25 protein-coding genes are annotated in these 23,176 nt (G+C 68.9%); 5 read left to right on the plus strand and 20 right to left on the minus strand.

Translation table 11 applies throughout. From position 1 onward, the window contains the following. Window positions 1-94 precede the first annotated feature (94 nt). Both ACIBG8_RS43495 and ACIBG8_RS43500 read left to right on the plus strand, forming a co-directional pair. Window positions 95-1,027 carry a M23 family metallopeptidase gene (locus tag ACIBG8_RS43495; RefSeq protein WP_397349123.1) on the plus strand — a complete coding sequence of 311 codons (933 nt, stop codon included), beginning with the start codon at window positions 95-97 and terminating at the stop codon, window positions 1,025-1,027. A gap of 13 nt (window positions 1,028-1,040) precedes the next feature. Then, window positions 1,041-2,429 carry an N-acetylmuramoyl-L-alanine amidase gene (locus ACIBG8_RS43500; protein ID WP_397349124.1) on the plus strand — a complete coding sequence of 463 codons (1,389 nt, stop codon included), beginning with the start codon at window positions 1,041-1,043 and terminating at the stop codon, window positions 2,427-2,429. On the opposite strand, the gene ACIBG8_RS43505 is transcribed toward ACIBG8_RS43500, so the two are convergent. The 3 genes from ACIBG8_RS43505 to ACIBG8_RS43515 all read right to left on the minus strand — a co-directional run bounded on the left by ACIBG8_RS43505 (window position 2,426) and on the right by ACIBG8_RS43515 (window position 5,724). Next, window positions 2,426-3,268 carry an FKBP-type peptidyl-prolyl cis-trans isomerase gene (locus ACIBG8_RS43505; RefSeq protein WP_397349125.1) on the minus strand — a complete coding sequence of 281 codons (843 nt, stop codon included), beginning with the start codon at window positions 3,266-3,268 and terminating at the stop codon, window positions 2,426-2,428. The genes ACIBG8_RS43500 and ACIBG8_RS43505 overlap by 4 nt on opposite strands. 78 nt (window positions 3,269-3,346) lie before the next feature. Beyond that, a complete protein-coding gene (locus tag ACIBG8_RS43510) occupies window positions 3,347-4,183 on the minus strand; it encodes a hypothetical protein (protein WP_397349126.1) in 837 nt (278 codons plus the stop codon). Window positions 4,184-4,350: 167 nt separating this feature from the next. Continuing rightward, window positions 4,351-5,724 (minus strand): endonuclease/exonuclease/phosphatase family protein, encoded by a 1,374-nt coding sequence (locus tag ACIBG8_RS43515; protein WP_397349127.1) that lies wholly within the window; start codon window positions 5,722-5,724, stop codon window positions 4,351-4,353. Between the two features lie 82 nt (window positions 5,725-5,806). Between ACIBG8_RS43515 and ACIBG8_RS43520 the strand changes: the two genes are divergently transcribed. Beyond that, a complete protein-coding gene (locus tag ACIBG8_RS43520; protein WP_397349128.1) occupies window positions 5,807-6,853 on the plus strand; it encodes a DUF2293 domain-containing protein in 1,047 nt (348 codons plus the stop codon). Here the strand turns inward: ACIBG8_RS43520 and ACIBG8_RS43525 are convergent. Continuing rightward, complete coding sequence (locus ACIBG8_RS43525) at window positions 6,825-7,358, minus strand: HD domain-containing protein (protein ID WP_397349129.1); 534 nt, start codon at window positions 7,356-7,358, stop codon at window positions 6,825-6,827. The genes ACIBG8_RS43520 and ACIBG8_RS43525 overlap by 29 nt on opposite strands. A gap of 19 nt (window positions 7,359-7,377) precedes the next feature. Here ACIBG8_RS43525 and ACIBG8_RS43530 point away from each other — a divergent pair, with 19 nt between their 5' ends. Continuing rightward, window positions 7,378-7,737: an MmcQ/YjbR family DNA-binding protein gene (locus tag ACIBG8_RS43530; protein WP_397349130.1), complete on the plus strand. Its 360-nt coding sequence runs from the start codon at window positions 7,378-7,380 to the stop codon at window positions 7,735-7,737. Here ACIBG8_RS43530 and ACIBG8_RS43535 read toward each other — a convergent pair. From ACIBG8_RS43535 to ACIBG8_RS43600, 14 genes are all read right to left on the minus strand, one after another. Continuing rightward, window positions 7,699-8,271, minus strand: coding sequence for a LysE family translocator (locus ACIBG8_RS43535; protein ID WP_397349131.1), 573 nt, complete (start codon window positions 8,269-8,271; stop codon window positions 7,699-7,701). The two genes, ACIBG8_RS43530 and ACIBG8_RS43535, sit on opposite strands and share 39 nt — an antisense overlap. 84 nt (window positions 8,272-8,355) lie before the next feature. Next, on the minus strand, window positions 8,356-8,649 hold the full coding sequence (locus ACIBG8_RS43540; protein ID WP_397349132.1) for a hypothetical protein: 294 nt from the start codon (window positions 8,647-8,649) through the stop codon (window positions 8,356-8,358). 52 nt (window positions 8,650-8,701) lie between these two features. After that, complete coding sequence (locus tag ACIBG8_RS43545; protein WP_397349133.1) at window positions 8,702-10,366, minus strand: hypothetical protein; 1,665 nt, start codon at window positions 10,364-10,366, stop codon at window positions 8,702-8,704. Between the two features lie 372 nt (window positions 10,367-10,738). Continuing rightward, window positions 10,739-11,932, minus strand: a complete 1,194-nt coding sequence (locus tag ACIBG8_RS43550; RefSeq protein WP_397349134.1) for a kynureninase — start codon at window positions 11,930-11,932, stop codon at window positions 10,739-10,741. After that, entirely contained in the window at window positions 11,904-12,566 is a 663-nt protein-coding gene (locus tag ACIBG8_RS43555; protein WP_397349135.1) for an ATP-binding cassette domain-containing protein, read from the minus strand. The genes ACIBG8_RS43550 and ACIBG8_RS43555 overlap by 29 nt, the downstream gene beginning before the upstream one ends. Beyond that, window positions 12,563-13,672 carry an ABC transporter substrate-binding protein gene (locus ACIBG8_RS43560; protein ID WP_397349136.1) on the minus strand — a complete coding sequence of 370 codons (1,110 nt, stop codon included), beginning with the start codon at window positions 13,670-13,672 and terminating at the stop codon, window positions 12,563-12,565. The genes ACIBG8_RS43555 and ACIBG8_RS43560 overlap by 4 nt, the downstream gene beginning before the upstream one ends. Window positions 13,673-13,679: 7 nt before the next feature. Continuing rightward, window positions 13,680-14,654 carry an amidohydrolase family protein gene (locus ACIBG8_RS43565; protein WP_397349137.1) on the minus strand — a complete coding sequence of 325 codons (975 nt, stop codon included), beginning with the start codon at window positions 14,652-14,654 and terminating at the stop codon, window positions 13,680-13,682. After that, the gene (locus ACIBG8_RS43570) at window positions 14,655-15,167 is read right to left on the minus strand and encodes a 3-hydroxyanthranilate 3,4-dioxygenase (RefSeq protein WP_397349138.1); all 513 of its coding nucleotides are present in this window, start codon (window positions 15,165-15,167) and stop codon (window positions 14,655-14,657) included. Continuing rightward, window positions 15,164-15,574 (minus strand): RidA family protein, encoded by a 411-nt coding sequence (locus ACIBG8_RS43575; RefSeq protein WP_397349139.1) that lies wholly within the window; start codon window positions 15,572-15,574, stop codon window positions 15,164-15,166. Before ACIBG8_RS43575 ends, ACIBG8_RS43570 begins: the two co-directional genes overlap by 4 nt. Then, a complete protein-coding gene (locus ACIBG8_RS43580; RefSeq protein ID WP_397349140.1) occupies window positions 15,564-16,298 on the minus strand; it encodes a 2-keto-4-pentenoate hydratase in 735 nt (244 codons plus the stop codon). The genes ACIBG8_RS43575 and ACIBG8_RS43580 overlap by 11 nt, the downstream gene beginning before the upstream one ends. Beyond that, window positions 16,295-17,299 (minus strand): 4-hydroxy-2-oxovalerate aldolase, encoded by a 1,005-nt coding sequence (gene dmpG, locus ACIBG8_RS43585; protein WP_397349141.1) that lies wholly within the window; start codon window positions 17,297-17,299, stop codon window positions 16,295-16,297. Before dmpG ends, ACIBG8_RS43580 begins: the two co-directional genes overlap by 4 nt. Further along, the gene (locus tag ACIBG8_RS43590) at window positions 17,296-18,249 is read right to left on the minus strand and encodes an acetaldehyde dehydrogenase (acetylating) (RefSeq protein WP_397349142.1); all 954 of its coding nucleotides are present in this window, start codon (window positions 18,247-18,249) and stop codon (window positions 17,296-17,298) included. Before ACIBG8_RS43590 ends, dmpG begins: the two co-directional genes overlap by 4 nt. Continuing rightward, window positions 18,246-19,040 carry a 2-keto-4-pentenoate hydratase gene (locus ACIBG8_RS43595; protein WP_397349143.1) on the minus strand — a complete coding sequence of 265 codons (795 nt, stop codon included), beginning with the start codon at window positions 19,038-19,040 and terminating at the stop codon, window positions 18,246-18,248. The genes ACIBG8_RS43590 and ACIBG8_RS43595 overlap by 4 nt, the downstream gene beginning before the upstream one ends. Further along, window positions 19,037-20,428 (minus strand): aldehyde dehydrogenase family protein, encoded by a 1,392-nt coding sequence (locus ACIBG8_RS43600; protein ID WP_397349144.1) that lies wholly within the window; start codon window positions 20,426-20,428, stop codon window positions 19,037-19,039. Before ACIBG8_RS43600 ends, ACIBG8_RS43595 begins: the two co-directional genes overlap by 4 nt. A gap of 61 nt (window positions 20,429-20,489) precedes the next feature. On the opposite strand from ACIBG8_RS43600, the gene ACIBG8_RS43605 reads away from it, so the two are divergent. Further along, window positions 20,490-21,248, plus strand: coding sequence for an IclR family transcriptional regulator (locus ACIBG8_RS43605; RefSeq protein WP_397349145.1), 759 nt, complete (start codon window positions 20,490-20,492; stop codon window positions 21,246-21,248). On the opposite strand, the gene ACIBG8_RS43610 is transcribed toward ACIBG8_RS43605, so the two are convergent. Together ACIBG8_RS43610 and ACIBG8_RS43615 are read right to left on the minus strand one after the other, a co-directional pair. Continuing rightward, window positions 21,222-21,941, minus strand: coding sequence for an ion channel (locus ACIBG8_RS43610; protein ID WP_397349146.1), 720 nt, complete (start codon window positions 21,939-21,941; stop codon window positions 21,222-21,224). The two genes, ACIBG8_RS43605 and ACIBG8_RS43610, sit on opposite strands and share 27 nt — an antisense overlap. Before the next feature lie 22 nt (window positions 21,942-21,963). Further along, window positions 21,964-23,055: a low temperature requirement protein A gene (locus ACIBG8_RS43615; RefSeq protein ID WP_397349147.1), complete on the minus strand. Its 1,092-nt coding sequence runs from the start codon at window positions 23,053-23,055 to the stop codon at window positions 21,964-21,966. Between the last annotated feature and the right edge of the window lie 121 nt (window positions 23,056-23,176).

The following is a 23,176-nucleotide window of genomic DNA, read 5'->3' on the forward strand; positions in this document are numbered from 1 at the left end:
TGTATCGGTTCTGGACGTTTCCTGTGCGGGTTATACCCACCCTGGTCTCAGCGATCCCACTGACCTTGCGCCGCCTCGCGAGAAAGGATCCTCCATGCGAAAGCTCTTCGGAGGAATCGTCGCAACCCTCTTACTCAGCATCTTCACCGCTCCCATGGCGTTCGCCGATCCCCGGGACCCCAACGACCCCGCTGACCAGGCCACAGCGCCGGCCACCGCCTCGATCCTGGCGACGAACTTCCAGATGCCGTTCCCCTGCGGCCAGTCCTGGAACGGCAACTCCAGCAACAGCAGCGCCCACCAGTCGTGGGAGATCGACTGGAACCGCGGCAGCACGGCAGGCGCCGACCTGGGCGACACCGTCGTCGCCGCCGCGTCTGGCACCGTGGTCATCGCGGCCAACCAGGGCTCGGTCAACGGCTACGGCAACCTGGTCAAGATCGACCACGGCGGCGGCTGGGCGACCTACTACGCCCACCTGCAGTACATGTCGGTGAGCGCCGGGCAGTCCGTCTCCCAGGGCCAGAAGGTCGGCGCGGTCGGCAACACCAGCAAGCCGGGCAACAACATCAGCCCGCACCTGCACTACGAGGTCCGCCTCGGCAGCAGCTACCCGAGCAACATCCAGAAGGCCGTCTTCAACGGCGTCACCTTCGGTTACCCGGACCAGACGCTGACCTCCAGGAACTGCGGCGGCTCGACCAACCCGTACACCCCGCAGCAGGTCTGCGGCACCGGCTACGACGTGGTCGACTCGGCGGCGCTCGGCTCGTCCGGCACGGTCTACCTGCTCTACAACAGCGGCAACGGCTACAACTGCGTGACGACGCTCAAGTCCACCTCGCTCGGCACCGCCTCGCCCGTCTCGGCCTACCTCGAGGTCCAGGGATCGGCGCGGATCTCGGACTCGGGCAACTTCAGCTACTACGCGGGCCCGGTACGGGCAGCGGCCCCAGGCAAGTGCGTCAAGTGGGGCGGCTCGGCCGGCTCCTCGACCTACGACAGCCCCTTCGAGCACTGCGGCTGATCATGGAGAACTCGTGAGAGCAAGATCCCTAGGCGTGGCGGCCGTGCTGGCCGCCGCGCTCTGCGCCCCCCTTCCGACCGCCCAGGCGGCCGACCTCGACGCCGCCTTCGCCAAGGCGGCGGCCACCTACGACGTGCCCCGCGACCTGCTGGTGGCGCTCGCCTACGCGGAGACCCACCTCGACGGCCACGGCGGCAAGCCCAGCGCCAGCGGCGGCTACGGGGTGATGCACCTGGTCAGCAACCCGTCCACGCACGCGCTGGAGGAGGCGGCCAAGCTCACCTCGCAGCCCGTCGACGCGCTCCGGACCAACGACGCCGCCAACGTGCAGGGCGGCGCGGCCGTCCTGCGCGCCCAGGCCGACGCGCTCGGCCTGGACGACGCAGCGCGCAAGGACGCCGGGCGCTGGTACCCGGCCGTCGCCGCCTACGGCCACACCTCCAACGACGGTACGGCCAAGCTGTACGCGGACGCCGTCTACGAGACCCTCGCCAAGGGCGTCGACGCGCGCGGCGTGCGGGTGTCCGGCCGGGCCGTACAGCCCGATCTCGGGAAGTACGCCGAGGAGTCGCGCGCGCTGGCCGCGGCGACCGACTACCCGGGCGCGCTGTGGGTCCCGGCGAGCACGGCCAACTACGCCGTCTCCAACCGGCCCATCGACGAGCCGATCGACCGGATCATCATCCACGTGACCCAGGGCTCCTACGCGGGCACGATCTCCTGGTTCCAGAACCCGTCGGCCGCGGTGTCCGCGCACTACGTCGTGCGCTCCTCCGACGGGCAGATCACCCAGATGGTCAGGGAGAAGGACCGCGCCTGGCACGCGGGCGTCAGCTCCTACAACCACCGCTCCGTCGGCATCGAGCACGAGGGCTACATCGACAACGCCTCGTGGTTCACCGACCAGATGTACCGGGCGTCAGCCGCGCTGACCCGCAACATCGCCGACAGGTACGGCATCCCGAAGGACCGCACGCACATCATCGGCCACGTCGAGGTGCCGGGCGCCGACCACACCGACCCGGGCCCGTACTGGAACTGGTCGACGTACATGTCGTACGTGACCGGGGCGGCGACCAACCCGTACACGCCGCAGAAGGTCTGCGGCGACGGCTACTCGGTGATCGACACGCAGGCGCTCGGCACGTCCGGGACCGCCTACCTGCTCTACAACAGCGCCAACGGCAACAACTGCGTGGCGACGCTCAAGTCCACCTCGCTCGGCACGGCCACGGCGACGAGCGCCTTCCTGGAGGTGCAGGGGTCGACGCGGATCACCGACTCGGGCAACTTCACCTACTACGCGGGTCCTGTGCGCGCCGCAGCGGCGGACAAGTGCGTGAAGTGGGGCGGCAAGGCGGGTTCGACGAGCTACGAGAGCCCGTTCGAGCACTGTGGCTAGATCACGTCGATGATGTCCACGACGTAGAGCAGGGTGCCCTCGGGGACGCCGATACCGCCGGTGGTGGCGGTGAAGCCCTTGGTGTCCGCGGCAGGGACGGGAATGGCGACGCGGCTGCCAACGCGTCTCCCCGTCAGGCCGCCGACCCACCCCGGGGGCACCGCCCTGTCCTTGAGCACGAACGCGTTCGGCCCGCCCCTGGCGTACGACGAGTCGAAGATCTTACGGCTCGGCCAGCGGGCGCCGACGTACTGCACCACCACCCTGGCGCCCGGCCGCACCTGCTCACCCGAGCCGTCGACCAGGGTCTGCGCCTTGAGCCCGAGGCCGGCGGGGAGGCTCGGCAGGGTCTGGCCGATCAGCCTCGCGTCGCGCGGGTAGCTGCCGAGGACGTCGAAGACGAGCACCAGCGTGTCCGCCGGGTTCACCCCGGCCGGGGGGCCGTCTGGGCCGAAGCCCTTGGTCGCCGGGCTGACGAGCATTACCCTGCTGCCCGCTCGCTGGCCGACCAGCGCCTGCTCCCAGGTCTCCGACACGTGCTGGCCGTCGAAGACGACCGTGGTGGGCTGGGCGGCGTCGTAGGTGTTCATGTACGGCTTGTTGCCCTGCCACTGCCTGATCTCGACGTCGGTGATCACCACGTCGCCCTTGCGCGTCGGCGGGCCCGAGCCCTCGGAGAGCACCGTGACGTGCGGGACGGCCTCCGGCTTGCCGGTGGGCAGCTTGATCACCGGCTTGACCCCGAACGCCCCGGACACGGACGGCGTCGCCACGTTCCGCGAGAGGCCGCACGCCTGGACGGACAGGAGGACGGCTAGGGCGAGCCAGAGCGGGCGCATGGATGCTTCCTAGCCGTGATCGGCTCAAGGGATTCCTGGCCCCCGCCTATGTCACGACAAAGGCGGGGGCCAAGCGCCCTAGTCGGGCGTGACCTCGTCGGTCGGCGTCGGGCTCGGGGGCGGCGTGACGACCGTCCCCGGGTCCTGGTCGGCGTCGTAGAGGACGGCCGCGTGGCCGATCGTCACGTCACCGACGTTCGACCCCAGCAGGCTGGCGTGACCGGCGTTGACGTACCCGCTCTTGGCCTTCGGGTTGTAGTGCTCGGTCTCGACGCCCTTGCTGTCCGTCGTGACCTGCTCGTTCAGCGTCACCTGCGCGATGACCGGCATGCTGTAGTTGGACGGGATCCGGACGCCGAAGTTCGGCGGCCAGTCCAGCGGCACGTCGATCACCTTGAACCCGAACGACGACAGCGTCGCGCGCCCGAAGCGCCCGGTGAACTTCACCGGCCCCTTGGGCGAGGTGCGCGCCGTCACCGTGATGCCCTCGCCGTGCAGGCCGACGGGCGACATCGGGGTCTCGGCCCCGGGCAGCGGCGCGATGTACGGGATGCCGACGTCGAACTCGCCGCCGCCGGCTTCCGCGTACGCGCTGCACGGCGCGTCCTTGGGCGGACGGCCTGGCCCCGCGGGCAGCTTGTTGCCCATGGCCGAGGTGTAGAGGGCGCCGACGCGGCCGAGGCCGACGCCGACACCCGGCAGGATGAGGTTGATCAGGTCCTTGCCGCCGCCGGCCTCTTCAGGCGCGGAGGGCGTCTCCGGGTAGTGGGACGCGAACAGCGAGGTGTCGACGAGATTGAACGCGCCCTTGACGCGGGCGATCCAGGAGTGGGCCTGGACGCAGCCGCCCTCCTCGATGACCGTGCCCCAGTTCGTGGTCTCCTCGTGCCGCTGTTCGGCCGAGGAAGGCGCCATGGTGGCGAATATGGAGACTGCCGCGACGGCTGCTGCCAGCGCGCCACGGCGTCCCGAAGTGCTCCAATGCATGGTGGATGCACTCTCCTTGGTGAGTGAACTTACCTCTGGATATGTGCCCTCTCCACCAAAAGGGGAGTGCTTTGCGGGTCTAAGAACCCCACAAATCAATTCATCTCGGTCACCGTATAAGTGACGACCACATTTCCGTCGTTGAACTCGGCCTTGTGCTGGCCGGGACCGTCTTCCGGGGTCCACTGCGCGTGGCCGAGACCCACCTCGTCGTCGCCCTTGAGTCCGAAGGAGATGCCGAACCCGATCGAGTCGTCGTCCCAGACCGCGACGTCCACCGGGACCTTGCCGTCAGGGCCGAGGTTCGGCCTGGCCTCGACCGGGACGAGCGTGGCCAGGTTGTCGCCACTGTCGACGCTCTCGTAGTCGTCCTGCGTGTGGTACCAGACCGGCAGACCGTCGATCAGCACCGAGCCGTACATCTCGCCTGCGCCCTTGGGCCACCAGTCCTCGTCGTCGTCGATGTGGACGCCGTCGACGGTGACCTTGTAGCGGGTGCACTTGGCCGCGCGGTCGGCGCAGCCGTCCCAGTTGGTGATCGCGTGGCGGTACGACAGGTCGATCGTGTTGCGCGCGTTGTCGTAGTCGTCGATGACGATCCCGTCGCCGTGGATCGGCTGCACCCGGTTGATCATCCTGTCCGGCGTCGGGTGGTCGGCGGCGAAGAACACGTAGTCGCGCAGCGCCTGCGCCTTCCAGTCGAGCGTGGCGACCGGGCTGGTGGAGTACTGCGCCGGGCCCGGCCGCTCCGGCTCGGCCACGTTCAGGGAGTCGACCATGTACATGTACTCCTCCTGGCGCAGGTCGGCCACGAGGTCACCGGCGATGACCACCGGCTCGTCCTCGGGCAGGCCGTCCACGAAGGACCTGATCTCCTCGTACTGTCCCGTGCGGATCTCGGCGCCCTCCTCGAACCGCCCGCCGTACGGACAACCCTTGCGGTCGTAGGACTGCACCTGGACGCCGATGACGTTCACGAACGTCCCGGGTACCGGCTCGACCTTGGCGTACGCGAAGCCCTGCCTGGTCTTGTCGTTGACGCCGCACGACTCCTTGAAGAGGTGCTGGCTCATCTCCTTGATCGGGTAGCGGCTGAAGATCTTGACGCCGCCGCCGTGCGGCCTGTCGTCCTGGTTGCCCGTGGTGGCCTTCCAGCCCTTCTTGGCGCCGACCTCCGGCGTGCTGTGCGGGAAGGTGCCCTTGAGGCCGTCGGTGATCGTCTTCTGGGACTTCGTGTCGTAGAGCTCCTCCAGCACGAGGATGTCGCTGCCCAGGAGGTACGGGTTCCTGGCGATCTGCTCGGCGCGCTCGTCGCGCTTGGTGAGGCTCAGCGCCTCCTCGGCGACCAGGTCGTCGGCGGGAAGCATCGTGTTGTACGTCGTGACCCGCAGGTCGTTCAGGTCGAACGTGTCCGGCGGCGATATGAGAGAGCCGCCCAGAAGAGCGGTGAGAATGATGATTTTCCCCATGTTTCGCGACGCTAGATTCCGCGCGACGCGTAGACGTGGAATGACCGCCCGAGCTGTCCAAAACCTAGGGCAAGCTTGGAAGGTGAGCAGGCCCAACCTGGCGCGCCGGGTCGCTGAAGCGGCCGAGATCGCCCTGACCAACGCGAAATACGTCACCTTCCTCGACGTCGTGACCGGCCTGCGCTGGCTGCACACCCGCCACGTCGACACCTGGCGCCAGGGCCGCGCCGCCACCCTGGCCGAGCTCGCCGCCGTCGACGAGGCCAGGCTGGCCGACGCGGCGGAGCACCTGCGCGCGTGGGCGCTCGGCAAGGGGCTCAACCCCTCCGTCGCCCCCTATGTCGCGAGCAGCCGCGACCGGCGCGAGCTGCGGTTCACCTCGACCGGCGACCAGGAGCCGTTCCGCGTCCACTGGCTGTCGCCGCTGCTCAGCGAGGCGCGCGTCCGGCAGATCACCGAGCGCCAGGCCAAGGCGCCCGACCTGGTGGCCGTGGTGCCGCAGAAGCCGTGGACCTGCGCTCTGTGCGGCGACACCGGCCCCTACCTGATCATGGAGGACGACCGGCCCCACTGCCTGACCTGCGCCGACCTCGACCACCTGGTCCTGCTGCCCAGCGGCAACGCCACGCTCAGCCGCAGGGCCAAGAAGGAGAGCGGCCTGTCGGCGGTGGTGGTCGAGTTCAACCGGCGGCGCAAGATCTACCAGCGGATCGGCGTGCTGGTGGAGGAGGCGGCGCTGGCGCTGGCCGAGGAGCAGTGCCTGGCCGACGAGGAGGTACGGCTGCGCCGCCGCGACCGCGACCGGGTACGGCGGGCCGACCAGGACGTCGAGTACCAGTCGGCGATGGCCGCCGAGATCCTCAGGCTGTTCCCCGGCTGCCCGGCCGAGCGGGCCGCCGAGATCGCCGAGCACGCGGGCCAGCGCGGCAGCGGCCGGGTGGGGCGCTCGGCCGCTGCCAAGGCGCTCGACGAGAACGCGATCACCCTGGCCGTCGTGGCGTCCGTGCGCCACCTCGACACCGACTACGACCGGCTGCTCATGTCCGGGGTGCCGCGGATGGAGGCGCGCGACCGGATCCGGCCGGCGATCGAGGCCAAGCTCACCGAGCTGCGGCGACCCGCTCGATGACCGGGCGCCAGGTCGCCAGCTCAGCCAGGGGCTCCCGGTCCAGGCCGATCACCTTGCCCGCGTCGTCCGCCCGGCGCAGGGCCACGGCCCGCGTGCCGTACGCCTCGAAGGCCAGCACCTCCTCTGGGGACATCAGCCCGCCCTGCAGCTCCAGCGTGCGCGCGCTCTCCGGCGACAGCGCGCGCTCCGGCTCCACGGTCGCCAGGTAGCGCTTGGCCGGGACGTGCAGCTCGACCAGCTCCGCCACCCCCTCGCCCAGCAACGGCCTGACCGCCTCGGCGCCGGCCGCCGCGTGGCCCGCTTCGTCGCCGGGGTTCAGCAGGTGGCCGAGGTCGTGCACGAGCCCGGCCACCTGGAGTTCGACGTCGTCCGGATAGCGCTGCCTGAGCACGGCGGCCACCTGGAGTCCGTGGTCCAGCAGCGGCACGGGGTCGCCGCTGCGGTCAGGCGTGTCCCAGGCGTCCTCGCAGGCGGTCAGGAGGTCCATCAGTTCGTCCACAGTCATGTTGGGTAGCGTGCACCATATGACCGACTGGCATGAAGCCCTGCGTGACTTCGCCCTGTCCCTGCCCGAGGCGTGGGAGGACCACCCGTGGGGCGACACCGTCATCAAGGTCAACAAGAAGATCTTCCTGTTCCTCGGGACGGAGGGCTTCGGGGTGAAGCTGCTGTCGGAGACGCACGGGCACGCGCTGAGCGTCACGGGCGCGGCGCCCAGCGGGTACGGGCTCGGGAAGGCGGGCTGGGTCAGCGTGCCGGCGGCCGCGGACCTTCCCGACGTCGAGGTGCTGATCGACTGGGTCGAGGAGAGCTACCGGGCGATCGCGCCGAAGCGGGCGATCAAGCTACTGGACGACCAGGCGCAGGGCGAAGCCGACCAGTAGGAGGCCGGTGATCCGTTCGACCCGCTTCTTGATCCTCGGCGTACGCAGCAGCGCGCCCACCCGGTCGACCACCACGTTGTAGAAGGTGAACCAGACCGCGTAGAGGGCAGCGAAGATCGCCGACAGCAGCAGGGGCGACTGCCCGACCATGAACTGCGGCAGGAACGTCACGAAGAACAGCAGCACCTTGGGGTTCAGCAGGTTGGACAGGAACCCGTTGCGCACGTAGTGCTTTCCCGCCTTCTGTTCCTTGACGGTCTCGGGCCTCGACCTGAACGACTGGATCCCCAGCCAGAGCAGGTACGCGATCCCCACCCAGCGCAGCACCGCGAACGCGGTGGGCGAGGCGGCGAGCAGCGCGGACAGCCCTATTGCCGCAGCGGACGCGTGCACGGTGAGGCCGATCAGCCCGCCGAGCATCGTGAGCAGTCCGGCGGCGCGGCCGTTGGCGAGCGAGGAACGCATGATCAGAGCCGCGTCGGGGCCAGGGATCATGATCATGACGAGTGCGGTGACCGCGAAGGTCAGCAGCATGGCGGGGGTCTCCCGGAGAGCTGGGGGCGCGCCTCCGAGGACCCGCGGGTGTGCAGGGTCGCACGGAGCCGCATGGTCAGTGCCTTATGGGCAGGATGATGTTATCCGACCCACGGGGAAGACCAGCTCGCACCTGGGGGGCAACCGCCCGACCAGGCGATCCATCCGCAGCGTGACCAGCAGATCCTCCCCCACCGGCGTAACCGCCAGCCACCCGACCCCGGTCGGCCACCTGCCCGGGAGCCGCTCGATCGCCTTCCTGGTGCGTACGGACGTGACACGAACGCCGCCACGGAAGACGTCGGCACGGACACCCCGCCGCCCGATCGTCACGTGGAGGGCGAGCGTGCCTGAGACACCTGCGTAGCGACCGTCCATGACCGCACGATCCTCCGGGGTGATCGCGCGGTCATGAGTAAGGCCTACCCGGTTATCTGGCGCTGTTCCGGTACGGCTTCGCCGGCCTGCCCAGGTTCGGCGGGCCGAGCAGCTTCTTGGACGAGACCGCGTAGATGCCGTCGTTGGTGAACACCCACACGATCTTGCGGTCCCACTCGACGTAGATGCCGTGCGTCTGGTTGCCCAGGGCGTAGTCGGGGACGTTCTTGCTGTAGCCGGTCGGGACGAACTGGGCGACGATCTTCGGGTGCTTGACGTCGCTGGTGTCGAAGAACTGGACGCCGGCGTTGTAGAAGCCGTACATCATCAGGCCCTGCTCGGGGTCACCTGGTGAGGTGTAGTAGCCGGAGCGCTTGGGGCCGAAGCTGCCGCCGCGCTGGCAGTAGTCCGTGAACTTCGCCCCCGGGGCAGGCTTGGGCCTGGGGAGGGTGCCGACGATGCGCGGGTGGCGAGGGTCTTTGGCATCGATCTGGAAGATGTCCTTGTAAGGCTCGTGACAGTCTTCGCCGAGCGGATATCCGGAAACATAGACCATCCCAGTCTCCGCGTACTGCGACACATCCACATTGTCCGCCTCGGTACCCCCGACGGACATCGGCAGATCAAGATGCGATATTTCCGTCATCTTCCCGGGGTTCTTCAGGTCCAGAACAGAGAACCCGAACCCCCCGAGCGCCGCGAAGCCGTACCGGCCTGAGACCGCCATGGGCATCCGCGCCCCCATCCAGGAGGTCTGGTTGCCGCAGCGCGGATTCTTGGCATAGGCGGCGCTCTCGGAAGCGATCTGCCCCTTGCGGTGCCACTCGCCGACCTTCTTGGGATGCCCGAGATCCGACATGTCGTACGCCTGATATCCAGCCGAGTACAGATAGGTCGGGACCTCGGTATTACTCCAGCTGTCCAGAGGAGCAGTGGCGATGAACATGTACTTGCCGCCGGTCCAGTACGGCACATCCAGCGACCCGGAGCCCTGCTGAACCCCCGGCTTGGGATCCGTAAGCGTCGGATCCGTAGTAACGGTAGAGATCAGCTTCCAGTCTTTACGCCGAGGCCCATCGAGCCGATAAACCTTGAACCCCTTGAACGTGGTGGCGTTGCGCAGCTTCTCCACACCGTCGGGATTGTGGAACTTGGATTTTTTCGGATCATCACCAAGCTCCTCGACCTGCCGCTTCTGCTCGAAGCTCTGGATCATGACGTAATGCCCATCACGCCACTGAATCGTGGAGGCGCCCCAGTAGTCGGCGACCTTCCAGTCCTTCCCGGAAAGCTTCTCCACGACAGTCACCTTCTTCACATCAGTGACGTCGTAAACCCGAGCCTCAGTCCGGTCGTACTGGAACAGATACCGCCGCCCATCGAAGTCGACGATGTTCTGCCAGGTGTGGAAGTAGTCGGGTGTGAACTCCGCTCCCCGATATGCGGCCTCAACCTTGATCGGCCCCTCGACATAACTCCTGGGGTCGTACCCTTTGGTCTTGGAAAACAGATCCATAGCCCCACCAGGAAAAGCAAACCGCTCTTCTCCGGCGGGAGTAAGCCCTGGATGCCGGAACGACCCATCGAGCTGCATCCCATACTCACCAGCGGCCGGATCAGCGGGCCTCCGATCCCCGCAGACGTTGGGGATGTTGTCCGAGGTGTCGGCGAGGGCAGGGGCGTGGGAAACCAGCAACAGACCAGAGACGGCCGCCACGGAGAGAAGTCGACGCATGGGATGCCTTTCAGGGGGGTTATGACACCCAGCGTGCCTTATCCACCCCTACGCCCCCAACGCCCAATTCCACCCTCCGGAACCCTCCGGTTCCACCTCCTGGAACCCCGCCCACGCGGCTCCTCGTCCTTCCCGCGACGGAGGCGTCCTCGTCCAGCACGCGATCCCCACGCCCGCGCTTCACCGAAGGCCACGGCAGGATGGCCGCTCAACGAGCACAATCCCCGTCCCTCGGCTGCGGGCGCTCGGTCCTGACCGAGTAGGGCTGCCCGTCAGGAAGCCCTACCCCGCACGGACGGAAGCCGCCGCAGGTGGCCCGCCACAGCGGGAGCAGGGGCGGGCGGGTGGCGTGCGTCAGGTTACGGCGAGGCGTTGGGTGTACTTCTCGTCTCGCCACAGCTCCTTGTCCAGGACCTCGGCGATCGTCGTCGCCGCGTCGTACACGTCCACATGGCGGATGTACAAAGGCGCGAAGCCGAAGCGCAGGATGTCCGGAGCGCGGAAATCGCCATGCACCCCCTTGTCGATCAGGGCGCGCATCACCGGATAGCCGTCCGGGTGGCGGAAGCTGATCTGGCTGCCGCGCATCGCCGGATCCCTGGGAGAGACCAGCTGCAGGTCGGTTGTCGACTCGATCAGGTCGATGAAAAGGGTGGTCAGGGAGATGCTCTTCGCCCTGACCTGACGCATGTCCACCCTGTCCCAGATGTCTAGGGCAGCTTCCAAAGCGGCGAAAGACAGGACGTGGGGGGTGCTCACCGTGAAGCGGCGGATGCCCTCCGCCGGGCGGAAGGTGGGTTCGAAGGCGAACGGTTCGGCGTGGGCGTACCAGCCGGACAGAACGTTCTCCGCGTCCGGGTGGTTGACGTACAGGAAGGCCGGAGCCCCAGGCCCGCCGTTCAGGTACTTGTACGTGCAGCCAACCGCGAAGTCGGCCCCCGACACGTCCACCTCCAGAGCGCCCACGCTGTGGCAGACGTCCCAGATCATGATCGCGCCCGCCGCATGGACCTGCGCGGTCACTGCCGGGACGTCGTAGCGTTCGCCGGTTCGGTAGTTGACCTCGGAAAGGAGTACCACCGCCACGTCCTCGTCGAGCGGAAGGGTGAAGTCGCGGATCTCCCGGCCGAAGGACTCCAGCATGTAGTTGTCCGTCGGGAAGTTCGTCACGTCCCCCACGATCACCGACCGCGTCGGACGCAGCCGCAACGCCGCGGCCACCGCCTGGTAGACAGCGATCGACGTCGTGTTCCCCACCACGACCGTCCCCGGCGCCGCGCCGATCAGCGGAGCCAGCCGGTCCCCGACCGTCAACGGCTGGGCATACCAGCCCGCGCTGTTCCACCCGCCGACGAGCTGCTTGCCCCACTCCTCCTCGACCGTCCTGGCAACCCGTCCGGCCGCCGCGCGAGGCATCGCGCCCAGCGAGTTCCCCACCAGGTAGATGACGTCCGACGGCAGCACGAACTCATCGCGGAACGACCGCAACGGGTCCTCGGCGTCGAGCGCCGCACAGGCTTCACGATCCAACACTCGAAACTCCTTCATAAGCGACTTCACAAGCGACCACCCGCCCCGCCGCCAGCACGGTCACGTGCGTGGCGACAGGACGGACGAGATCCACATCAGCGGCCGTGATGACCACGGTCAGGTCGTCCGGCAACCCGTTGACGAGCGAGGCGAACCGTTCCCGCTCAAAGCCAGACATCCGCGCGAAGGGCTCGTCGAGCAACAACAACCCGGGCCTGCCGGCGAGCGCCATCGCCACCTCGAGCCGCCGAGCCGCACCAGGGGACAGCGCCCCGGTCGGCCCGTCGGCGAGCGAGGCGAGGTCGAGGTACCCCCGCGCCTCCCTGGCGATCGCCACCCGCCGCTCGGCCGACAGCCAGGCCCGCGTGCCGACACTCTCCCTGGCCCGTACGGCGAGCACGACGTTCTCCAAGCACGTCAGCCCGGCGAACAGGCTGCTGTGCTGGAAGGTCCTGGCGACGGCGCCGTGCCCGTCGGGCGAGACGGTGCCGAGGGTGGGCTTGAGCGTCCCGGCCAGCAGCCCCAGAAGCGTGGACTTGCCAGAACCGCTGGGCCCCACGATCGCCCGCCGTTCCCCACGCTCCACGCTGAGGTCCACGCCGTCGACGGCGCGCAGCCCGCCGAACCGCACGGTCACCTGGTGGAGCCTCACGACGGATCCGGCGGGATGGTGGCGACGACCCTGTTCACGCCGCCCTCGTAGGTGCGGGCGTACCAGTTCTGCACCGGGTCGTGCGTGGTCGGGTCGAGCGTGAGTGCACCGCGCGGGCTGGGGATCGAGCCGACCTTGCCCAGCGAGTCCCGCAGGGGGCCGAGCGCCGCGGCCTTGTCGATGAGCTGCATCGCGTCCCAGCTCTGCACCGCGACGACCGACGGGTTCTTGCCGGTCTTGGCCTTCCACTTGCCGACGAACGCGGTGTTCTCGGCGTTGTCGAGCGCGGGCGAGTAGAGGCCGACGCTGGTGATGCCGTCGGCGTCGGCGCCGATGGCCTGCAACACGTCCTCGTCGGTGATGTTCTGGCAGGTCAGCAGCTTGACCTTGGCGGCGTAGCCGTACTGCTTGAAGTTTTTGGCGAAGGTGATCGCCTCGCCCCCGGCGTAGAAGGCGTAGACGAACTTCGCCTCGGCCGGGATCTCCTCCAGGTACTGCTCGAAGTTCTGCGTCTTGCCGAACGGCGTGAGGATCTGCTTGATCGGCGCAGCCCCGAACCCCGCGGTGAAGCCTCTGAGCGTCTCGGTGCCCGCCGAGTAGTCGGCGCCCATGAGCACGGCGCCCTCCTTGGCGTAGTGCGCGGCCGCGTACTTGCCCGCCGCGTAGCCGTGGGCGTAGTTCGTGAACGAGACGCGGAAGACGCCAGGCCCGCCGAGCGAGTCAGCGCCCGCGTTGGCCACCACGACCGGGGTGTTCTGCGCCCCGGCCTCCTTGACCACGGCGACGGCCACGGGCGAGGCGATCAGCCCGGTGACGACGTCGACCTTGTCCGTCATGATGAGCTGCCTGGCCCGCTGCCGGCCGGTCTCCGGGTTGCCCGCGTCGTCCGCCACGACCAGCTCGGCCTTCTTGCCGCCGAGCTTGCCGCCGTGCTCGTCGAGGTAGAGGCGCATGGCCGTCTCCATGTCGTCGCCGAGCGCGGAGTAGACCCCGGTCTGCGAGATGATCGCGCCGACCTTGACCGTGGAGTCCTGCGTCCCCTGCAGGGCCTCGCCGCCGCACCCGGCGAGGGCCAGGACCAGCACGACCGTGGTTGTCACGCGCATGGAGGGCTCACTTCTTCCCGAGAAACACCGCTGCGTTGCCACCAAGGATCCTCGCGCGGGCTTCGTCGGACAGGAAGGCCGCAGATCTGATGAGACCACCGACGGGCGACTCTCCGAGGGGGTACGGATAATCCGAGCCGAGCATGACCCGCTCCTCCCCCATCGTGTCGACGAGCAGCCGCAGCGCCCGCTCGTCGAAGACCACCGAGTCGACGCTGAACCGGTCGAGGTAGTGGGACGGCGGGAACTCGGACACGCCGACGAGGTCGTTCCTGCGGTGCCAGGCGTTCTCGAAGCGCCCGAGCCAGAAGGCGAACGACCCGCCACCGTGCGCGAAGCAGACCTTCAACGAAGGCGGGACGCGGTCGAAGACGCCGCCGAGGATCATCGACAGGATCGACAGGTGGGTCTCGGCGGGCATGCCGACCAGCCACTGCGCCATCCAGCGGTTCAGCCGCGGGCTCGACTCCATGTCCCAGGGGTGCACGAAGACCGGCGTGCCGGTGGCGGCGCAGTGCTGGAGGAACTGCACGACGCCGTCGTCGTCGAGGTCGCGGTCGCCGACGTGGTTGCCGATCTCGACGCCCCGGTGGCCCTGCTCCAGGCAGCGGTCCAGCTCGGCGCAGGCCAGGTCGGGGTCCTGCAGCGGCACCTGGCAGAACGGGATCAGGCGGTCGTCCGTACAGATCTCCAGAGCGAGGTCGTTGAAGATCTTGGCGACCCGTACGGCCTGCTCAGCGGGGCGTTCGTACCCGAAGAACACCGGAGTGGGCGAGACGACCTGCGCGTCGACGCCGTCAGCGGCCATCTCGGCGAGCCGTACGTCCGCCGACCAGCAGTTGTCCTGAATTTTCCGGAACTCGCGGGAGTCGACGAGGATCATCGCCTCGCGCTCGGAGTCGACCCGCAACCGCGGCGCCCCCGGCCAGCCCAGATCGGGCCAGCCGCGAGGCACGTAATGCGTGTGAACGTCGAGGATCATCTAGCCCTTGCCTGGGTGCAAAGCGCCGCAGTTGTCACACGTGCGCGCCTTCTCGTCGGTGTAGAACGCCTGGAAGACCGGCGGCAGGTCCTGGACGATGTCCCGCACCTGGAGTTCCACCTCGTGGACCACGGCGCTGCACTCCTGGCAGTACCAGCGGAACTTCTCCAGCCGCCCCTCCTCGCGGATCTTCTCGATCACCAGGCCGACCGAGTTGGCCTCGCGCTGCGGCGAGTGCGGCATGTTGCCGGGCAGCAGCCACATCTGCCCCTCGCGGATGTGGATCGTGTCCGGACCCTCAGGCGTCATCACGTTGAGGTGCATGTTCCCCCTGATCTGGAAGAACAGCTCCTCATAGGGGTCCACGTGGAAGTCGGTGCGCTGGTTGGGCCCGCCGACGACCATGACGATGAAGTCGTCCGCCTGCTCGAAGACGACCTTGTTGCCCACCGGCGGCTTGAGCAGGTGAGCGTGCTCGTCGATCCACTTGGTGAAGTCGATGGGGGGAATCATGGTCGCGCCTCCGGTCTGTATGCGACTGCCTGGATCTCGATCAGCAGGTGGGGGTGCGGGAGCTGGTGCACCGCCACCGTCGTGCGGGTCGGGCCTGTCTCGTCGAAGAACTCGGCGTAGACCTCGTTGTAGCCCTTGAAGTCGTTCATGTTGACCAGATAGGTGGTGATCTGCACAAGGTCCGCGAGCGAACCGCCCGCCGCCTTGAGGATGTCGCCGACGTTCTCGATGACCGCTCTGGTCTGCGCGCGGATGTCGAGGTTCGTGGTGCCCATCGCGTCGACCTCGACGCCCTCGAAGCTGTTGTCCGGCCGCCGCGAGCTGGTCCCCGACACGTAGAGGAAGTCACCGGCCCGCCGTACGTGGGGAAACCTCCCGCGCGGCGTCGCCTTCCCGTCAACCAGCATGTACGGTCACCGTCCCCAGACGCTGGATCTCCACGCTCACGAAAGCCCCGGCAAGCAGCGGCTCGGCAGGAGTAGCCGCCCCCGCCAGCAACACGGAACCCGCAGGGATGACCACCCCGATCTCCGCCGCCAGCCGCGCCGCCTCCACGACCGCCCGGCGCGGGTCGCCGAGGATCGCGCCCGTCGAACCCACGTGGACCGTGCGCCCGTCGATCTGGAAGAGCACGCCCAGGTTCCAGTCGGAAGGGTCGTAGGGACGCCACGGGCCGACCACGTAGGCCGCAGCCGAGGTGTTGTCGGCGATCACCGACTCCAGGGAGAAGCGGAAGTTCTCGTACCGCGAGTCGATCACCTCGATGCCCGGCGCGACCGCCGCCACGGCGTCCGGGGCCAGCGCGTCGGCCACCGAGGCGATCGTGCGCCCGGTCAGGTAGACGACCTCGGGCTCGACGCGCGGATGGATGAACCGGGCCACGTCGACGGAAGAGCCGCTGGGCACCGCCATGGCGTCGGTGAGACGCCCCAGGATGAGGTCGTGCACGCCCATCTGCACGCGCTTGCCCTCGCTGGTGAACCCGAGCTTCACCCCGGACAACCGCTCCCCGCGCTCCAGGCGCAGGTCGATCAGCGAGCTCTGCACCGCGTACGGATCGAACGCCCCGCTCGGCTGCTCCATCGCGATGGCCGTACGGCACGCCTGGTCGAGCAGCTCCGCCAGCTTCACTGGGCACCCCTCAGGTCGAGCGCGATGTCCACGATCATGTCCTCCTGGCCGCCGACCATCCGCCGCCGCCCCACCTCGGTCAGGATCGTGCGGGTGTCGACGCCGTAGCGGGCGGCGGCCGACTCGGCGTGGCGCAGGAAGCTGGAGTAGACGCCCGCGTACCCCAGCGTCAGCGTCTCCCTGTCGACCCGCACCGGCCGGTCCTGCAGCGGGCGGACGAGGTCGTCCGCCGCGTCCATGAGCGCGTAGAGGTCACAGCCGTGCTCCCAGCCCATCAGGTCGGCCACGGCGACGAACACCTCGATCGGGCAGTTGCCCGCGCCCGCGCCCATCCCGGCCAGCGACGCGTCCACACGGAAGCAACCGTTCTCGACGGCGACGACCGAGTTGGCCACGCCGAGGCCCAGGTTGTGGTGGGCGTGGATGCCGATCTCGGTCTCGGGGAGGAGCGCGTCCCGGTAGGCGCGGATGCGGTCGCGCACGCCGTCCATGGTCAGGCCGCCGCCCGAGTCGGTGACGTACACGCAGTGTGCTCCGTACGACTCCATCAGCCTGGCCTGCGCGGCCAGCACGTCGGGCGGGGCCATGTGGGACATCATCAGGAACCCGGCCACGTCCATGCCCAGCTCGCGGGCCGTGGAGATGTGCTGGGCGGAGATGTCGGCCTCGGTGCAGTGCGTGGCGATCCGTACGGAGGTCACCCCGAGGGCGTGCGCCTTGCGCAGGTCGTGCAGGGTGCCGATGCCCGGCAGCAGCAGCGTGGTGAGCTTGGCGTTCGTCACGGCGCCCGCGACGGCCTCGATCCACTCCTCGTCGGTGTGCGCGCCTGGACCGTAGTTGAAGCTGCCACCGGCCAGGCCGTCGCCGTGCGCGATCTCGATCGCGGCCACCCCGGCCGCGTCGAGCGCGCGGGCGATCGTGGCGGCCTCGTCGACCGTGTAGCGGTGCCTGATGGCGTGCATACCGTCCCGCAGGGTGACGTCCTGCACGTAGATCTTCACACCAGCTCCATCTCGGCGATGCGCTCGGCCGTCCTGAGCGCGGCAGAGGTCATGATGTCCAGGTTCCCCGCGTAGGCGGGCAGGTAGTGGGCCGCGCCCTCGACCTCGAGGAAGACGGTGACCTTCACGCCGCCCTTCTGGCCGGTCAGCAGCGTCCAGACCGGCTCGTCCTCGGCGATCACGGTGAACTGGACGTCCTGCTTGAGCCGGTAGCCGGGCACGTACTCCTGCACGCGGGCGACCATGTCCTCGACCGCCTGGGTGACGGCCGCCTCGTCGCACTCGTCGACCAGGCAGTAGACGGTGTCGCGCATGATCAGCGGGGGTTCCGCCGGGTTGAGCACGATGATGGCCTTGCCCCGCTCGGCGCCGCCGACCTGCTCGATCGCCCGGGAGGTCGTCTCGGTGAACTCGTCGATGTTGGCCCTGGTGCCAGGCCCCGCGGACTTCGACGCGATGGACGCCACGATCTCCGCGTACTTCACCGAGGCGACCGACGCGACGGCCGCGACGATCGGGATCGTCGCCTGGCCGCCGCAGGTGACCATGTTGAGGTTCTGCGCGCCCAGGTGGTCGTCGAGGTTCACGGTCGGCACCACGTAGGGGCCGATCGCTGCGGGGGTCAGGTCGATGACCCGCTTGCCGTGTGCCTGTACGGTCGCCGCGTTGTAGGCGTGCGCGCCCGCCGAGGTGGCGTCGAGCACGATGTCCACGTCGGCGAACTCGGGCAGCGCCACGAGCCCGTCCACGCCCTCGGCCGTGGTCGCCAGCCCGCGCCTGGCCGCCCTGGCCAGGCCGTCGGAGTCAGGGTCGATGCCGGCCATGGCGACGACCTGCACCTTCTTCGACAGCAGGGCCTTGAACATCAGGTCGGTGCCGATGTTGCCCGACCCGATGATCGCGATCTTGATGGGTTGCCGGTTGCTCGCCGTACCCGAAACGACGGTCATGCGAACACCGCCCGGACCGAGCCGAGGCCCTCGATGTGCGCCTCGAACACGTCCCCTGCCACGGCGGGCACCACGGGCCCGAGCGCGCCGGTCAGCACGACGTCGCCCGCGCGCAGCGGGAAGTCGGTGCCGCCGAGCGTGTCCGCCAGCCAGACGGCGGCGTTCAGCGGGTGCCCCATGCACGCCGCTCCCGCGCCGGTGGAGACCTCCTTGCCGCCCTTGGTCATGGTCATCCCGGCCAGCCGCAGGTCCAGCCCCTGCAGCGATCGCGGGGTGTTGCCCAGGACGAACGCGCCGCTGGACGCGTTGTCCGCGATCGTGTCGGCCAGCGTGATGTCCCAGTCGGCGATGCGCGAGTCGACGATCTCGATCGCCGGGAGCACGAAGTCGACCGCCCTGATCACGTCGGCGACCGTGAACGGACCACCGACGAGGTCTCTGCCGAGCACGAGCGCGACCTCGGCCTCGGCGCGCGGCTGCAGGAACCGCTCGGTCGGCACCGGGAGCCCGTCGAGGTAGGCCATGTCGGCGAAGAGCATGCCGAAGTCGGGCTGGTCGACGCCGAGCTGCTTCTGCACGGCCGCGTTGGTCAGCCCGATCTTCCTGCCGACCAGCCTGCGGCCCTCGGTCAGCGCGAGCCGTGTATTGATCTCCTGTACGGCGTAGCCCTCGGCTGCCGTGCCCACGAGATCCCGCACGGGCGCGCAGGGTTTCCCAGAACGTTCTGCCTCACGCAGCCGGTCGGCCGCCTGGGTGCGCACGTCTACCGCCTCTGACCACTCGTCGTTCATGAGATCTCCATCGTGATGGTGGTGGGCTCGGAGTAGAAGTCGAGCGATTGTGTGCCGCCTTCCCTGCCGATGCCGGAGAGCTTCACTCCGCCGAAAGGTGTGCGGAGGTCGCGCAGGTACCAGGTGTTGACCCACACGAGACCGGCTTCGAGCCGCTGGGCGACGCGGTGGGCCCGGTTCAGCGAGGTGGTCCAGACGGTCGCGGCGAGTCCGTAGTCGGAGGCGTTGGCGAGCTCGACGGCCTCTTCCTCAGAAGAGAAGGGAGCGACGTGGCACACCGGCCCGAAGATCTCCTCGGTGTTGAAGCGCGAGGTCTCACCGAGCCCGGACAGAACCGTCGGTTCCACGAAATATCCGGACCCGCCGGGAGCTCCGCCACCGGTGTGGAACACCGCGCCCTCGCTCTTGGCGAGCTCGTAGTACGACAGCACCTTGTCCCGGTGCTCAGCGGAGATCATCGGCTGCGGCGTGACCGACGTCGCGCGCTCGGCCAGGCGCCGGGTGAACTCCTCGAAGACCGGCCGCTCGACGTAGAGCCGCTCGGTGCACAGGCACACCTGGCCCCCGTTGGTGAACACCGACCGCACGCAGCCGTCGACCGCCTTGTCCAGGTCGGCGTCGGCGAAGACCAGGCCCGCGTTCTTGCCGCCCAGCTCGAAGGAGACCGGCTTGACCCGGTCGGCCACCGACCTCATGATCGTCGACCCGGTGCGGGTGGAACCGGTGAAGGTCACCCCGTCGATGCCCGGATGCGAGACCAGGTGCTGGCCGGTGGCGCCGTAGCCGTAGACGATGTTCAGGACGCCCGGTGGCAGGCCGATCTCGGCGCAGACCTCGGCCAGCAGCGCCGCCGACCCGGGCGTGTTCTCCGACGGCTTGACCACGACCGCGTTGCCCGCGACCAGCGCCGGGCCGAGCTTCCACGTCATCAGCAGGAACGGCAGGTTCCACGGCACCACCACGGCGACCACGCCGAGCGGCCTGCGCACGGTGTAGCTGAGCACGCCCGGCAGGTGGAAGGCCTGCTCGGGCCGCTGGGCCGCGATCTCGGCGAACGCGCGGAAGTTGGCCGCGCCGCGCGGGATGTCGAGGGTGCGGGTCTGCTCCAGCGGCTTGCCGGTGTCGGCGATCTCCACCGCGACGAAGTCGTCGAAGCGCGCCTCGATGCCGTCGGCCAGCCTACGCATCCAGGCGGCCCGCTCGCCAACGGGGAGCGCCGCCCAGGCGGGCTGTGCCGTACGGGCTGCTCGGACGGCCCGGTCGACGATCGCCGAGTCCGCCTCGTGGACCTGGCGGATGACCTCTCCGGTCATCGGATCATAGGCCGGGAACGTCGCGCCCTCCGGCACCGGCCGCCCGCCGATGAAGTGCGCCACCTGGTCAAACAACGCAGTCTCCTCGTCTTTATGTATATATCGGTATAGATCCGGGGGCCCGTCATGGACAAGAATGCGTTCCGTGACACGGAACCCCGACCGCCTCTCGATGCTGGAGAAGTCCTGGCTCGTCCTGGACGCGTTCCGCCCCACGGGCGGTCCGCTCCGGCTGATCGACGTCGCCGAGCGCTGCCACCTGCCCAAGACCACCGCGTTCCGGCTGCTCACCGAGCTGACCGAGATCGGCGCCGTCGAGCGGCGAGAGCGCGGCTACTTCCTCGGCCGGCGGCTGTTCGAGCTCGGTAGCATCGTCCCCCTCGAACGCGACCTGCGCCATGCCGCGCTGCCGTTCATGCACGACCTCTACGAAGCCACCCACGAGACCATCCACCTCGGCGTGCGCGACGGCCTCGACGTCGTCTACGTCGAGAAGATCCGCGGCCACGAGTCCTTCTCCCTCCCCTCCAGGGTGGGCGGGCGGCTGCCGCTGAACTGCACCGGGGTCGGCAAGGCGCTGCTCGCCTACTCTGCCCCCGACCTGATCGACGAGGTGCTCGGCCGGCCGCTGCGCAGGCTCACCAGCCACTCGATCGTCGACGCCAAGCGGCTGGAGGAGGCCATCGGGCAGATCCAGGCGGCCGGGCTGGCCTACGAGCGGGAGGAGGCGCAGCTCGGCGGCGCCTGCATCGCCGCGCCGATCTTCAGCGACGGCGCCGTCGTGGCCGCGCTGTCGGTCTCGGTGCCGCTCGCCCGCTTTCACCCGACCCGCCTGGCTCCAGCCGTCAAGACCGCCGCCCTGGGCGTCTCACGAGCCCTCGCGAGGTCCCTCTAGCTGCTCGCGCAGGGCCCTGATCTCGGCGACCAGCGCTGACGTGGCGTCGGCCTGCTGCTCGTCCACCACGTCCGACTGCTCCTGGAAGCGTCCGGTGAACCAGGTGGCCACGGAGGCGCTGACCACGCCCAGGATGGCCACGCCACCGATCATCACGGCAGCACCGACATAGCGGCCCTCGCCGGTGACCGGGTAGGTGTCGCCGTACCCGACGGTCGTCGCCGTGGTCAGCGTCCACCAGGCGGCGTCGCCGAAGGTGGTGATCGTCGCGCCTGGGGCGTGCCGTTCTATGGAATAGATCGTCAGCGCCGCGGCGAACCCGAGCAGCACGATCGAGGCCAGGCCGTACGTCGCCAGCTGGCGGTGCGGATCGACGCGCAACCGCTCGTGGGTGTGCGAGACCGACTGCAGGAGCGAGACAATCCTGAGGGGACGCAACAGCGGCAGGATGATCGCGAACAGGTCGACCAGGTTGCCACGGACGAAGCCGCGCCAGTCGCGCGACAGCCGCATCCTGACCACGTAGTCGATGATGAAGGCGATCCAGATGGCGAGGTTCGTCCGCGAGCAGAGCGACCGCTGGGCGGGCGTCAGCGAGTCGTTCAGGATCGGCAGCGCGTAGACGACGTAGAACACCAGCCCGGCCAGCAGGAGCGGGATGTCGGTGAGCTGGCGCCACCGCGCTTCTGTCATCAGCCCAGCATGTCGTGGACGATCACCGATTCCAAGGAAGCCGGGCGCCCGCGACGCCCGCGACCACCAGCACGACGGCCGTCGCCGGGACCGGCCACGGCGTGAGCGAGGTGGCGAGCACCAGCGCGGCGGTCACGAGGTAGACCGTGTGCTGGGCCCAGGCGCCGCGGTGCCAGGCGATGTGCGTGAGCCAGAGGCTGACCAGGAAGGCGGCGACGGACACGGCCACCACCGCGCCCTTCCCGGTGTCGACGGCCACCGCGAGCCCGGCACCGACCGCTGCCGCCGAGGCGAACAGCAGGTAGTGGCCGTAGGACCAGATCGCCAGCCCGGCTCCGTCGCTCATCCGGCCGCCCGACCTGGCGAAGTACAACCACCACATCGAGCACACGATCACCAGCCCGCTGACCGCGATGACGATCATCTCGCCGGTGTTCGCGCCGCGCTTGACGGCGATCGTCGCGGCCAGCACCGACTCGCCCAGCACGATGATCGTGAACAGCCCGTAGCGCTCGACGATGTGGTGCTTGTGCCACGGGGTGGAACCGTGCCGTCCGATCCAGGCGGGCAGCATGATCTCGGCGGCGGCGAGGACGGCGAACGCCACCAGGCTGGGCGCGCCGGTGAGCCACAACCGGCCGATCCAGCCCAGCTGGAAGAGCGAGGTGCCGATGGCGAAGCTCAGGGCGTCGCGCCTGATCTCCCGGTTCGACCCGGCCGCCCGGAGCCACTGGCTGACGAGCGCGAGCCGCATGATCACGTACCCGGCCATGCTGAGCCGGAAGTCGCCCGCGAAGGCGCTCTCGACCCCGGCGGCCACGACCAGGACGCCGAACATGGTGACGAATGTGGACAGCCGGTAGACCAGGTCGTCGTTGTCGAAGGACGAGGCGAACCAGGTCCACTGCATCCAGGCCCACCAGATGAGGAAGAACACCAGCACGTAGCCGAGCAGACCGGCGCCGACGTGGTGCTCGACGATCGAGTGGTGGAGGCTGGCGGCCGCCTGGGCGACCGCGACCACGAAGACGAGGTCGAAGAAGAGCTCCAGCGGGGTGGCGGCCCTGTGTTGCTCGCCGGGGTTGCGGGCGAGCATCGGTCTGAGCATCGTCATGGCGAGTGGCGACTCTACGCAATCGACGCGCGCTATGCCAAAGCCCCTGAACACCCTGTCCGCACAGTCACCTTCCCGTAACCCCCCACGACGGCCACAATGGCCCGATGGCACGGACTTG

Source organism: Nonomuraea sp. NPDC050556 (genome assembly GCF_044457355.1).
In the GTDB taxonomy this organism is placed as follows: Bacteria; Actinomycetota; Actinomycetes; order Streptosporangiales; family Streptosporangiaceae; genus Nonomuraea.

What these genes read in the sequence shown, in the direction of transcription:
- ACIBG8_RS43510 (WP_397349126.1), bottom strand. Translation starts at nt 4,183, where the DNA reads ATGGCGCCTTCCTCGGCCGAACAGCGGCACGAGGAGACCACGAACTGG.
- ACIBG8_RS43515 (WP_397349127.1), bottom strand. Translation starts at nt 5,724, where the DNA reads ATGGGGAAAATCATCATTCTCACCGCTCTTCTGGGCGGCTCTCTCATA.
- ACIBG8_RS43525 (WP_397349129.1), bottom strand. Translation starts at nt 7,358, where the DNA reads ATGACTGTGGACGAACTGATGGACCTCCTGACCGCCTGCGAGGACGCC.
- ACIBG8_RS43575 (WP_397349139.1), bottom strand. Translation starts at nt 15,574, where the DNA reads ATGCTGGTTGACGGGAAGGCGACGCCGCGCGGGAGGTTTCCCCACGTA.
- ACIBG8_RS43565 (WP_397349137.1), bottom strand. Translation starts at nt 14,654, where the DNA reads ATGATCCTCGACGTTCACACGCATTACGTGCCTCGCGGCTGGCCCGAT.
- ACIBG8_RS43535 (WP_397349131.1), bottom strand. Translation starts at nt 8,271, where the DNA reads ATGCTGCTGACCTTCGCGGTCACCGCACTCGTCATGATCATGATCCCT.
- ACIBG8_RS43610 (WP_397349146.1), bottom strand. Translation starts at nt 21,941, where the DNA reads ATGACAGAAGCGCGGTGGCGCCAGCTCACCGACATCCCGCTCCTGCTG.
- ACIBG8_RS43570 (WP_397349138.1), bottom strand. Translation starts at nt 15,167, where the DNA reads ATGATTCCCCCCATCGACTTCACCAAGTGGATCGACGAGCACGCTCAC.
- ACIBG8_RS43540 (WP_397349132.1), bottom strand. Translation starts at nt 8,649, where the DNA reads ATGGACGGTCGCTACGCAGGTGTCTCAGGCACGCTCGCCCTCCACGTG.
- ACIBG8_RS43605 (WP_397349145.1), top strand. Translation starts at nt 20,490, where the DNA reads ATGCGTTCCGTGACACGGAACCCCGACCGCCTCTCGATGCTGGAGAAG.
- ACIBG8_RS43505 (WP_397349125.1), bottom strand. Translation starts at nt 3,268, where the DNA reads ATGCGCCCGCTCTGGCTCGCCCTAGCCGTCCTCCTGTCCGTCCAGGCG.
- ACIBG8_RS43595 (WP_397349143.1), bottom strand. Translation starts at nt 19,040, where the DNA reads ATGAACGACGAGTGGTCAGAGGCGGTAGACGTGCGCACCCAGGCGGCC.
- ACIBG8_RS43495 (WP_397349123.1), top strand. Translation starts at nt 95, where the DNA reads ATGCGAAAGCTCTTCGGAGGAATCGTCGCAACCCTCTTACTCAGCATC.
- ACIBG8_RS43615 (WP_397349147.1), bottom strand. Translation starts at nt 23,055, where the DNA reads ATGACGATGCTCAGACCGATGCTCGCCCGCAACCCCGGCGAGCAACAC.
- ACIBG8_RS43530 (WP_397349130.1), top strand. Translation starts at nt 7,378, where the DNA reads ATGACCGACTGGCATGAAGCCCTGCGTGACTTCGCCCTGTCCCTGCCC.
- ACIBG8_RS43560 (WP_397349136.1), bottom strand. Translation starts at nt 13,672, where the DNA reads ATGCGCGTGACAACCACGGTCGTGCTGGTCCTGGCCCTCGCCGGGTGC.
- ACIBG8_RS43550 (WP_397349134.1), bottom strand. Translation starts at nt 11,932, where the DNA reads ATGAAGGAGTTTCGAGTGTTGGATCGTGAAGCCTGTGCGGCGCTCGAC.
- ACIBG8_RS43590 (WP_397349142.1), bottom strand. Translation starts at nt 18,249, where the DNA reads ATGACCGTCGTTTCGGGTACGGCGAGCAACCGGCAACCCATCAAGATC.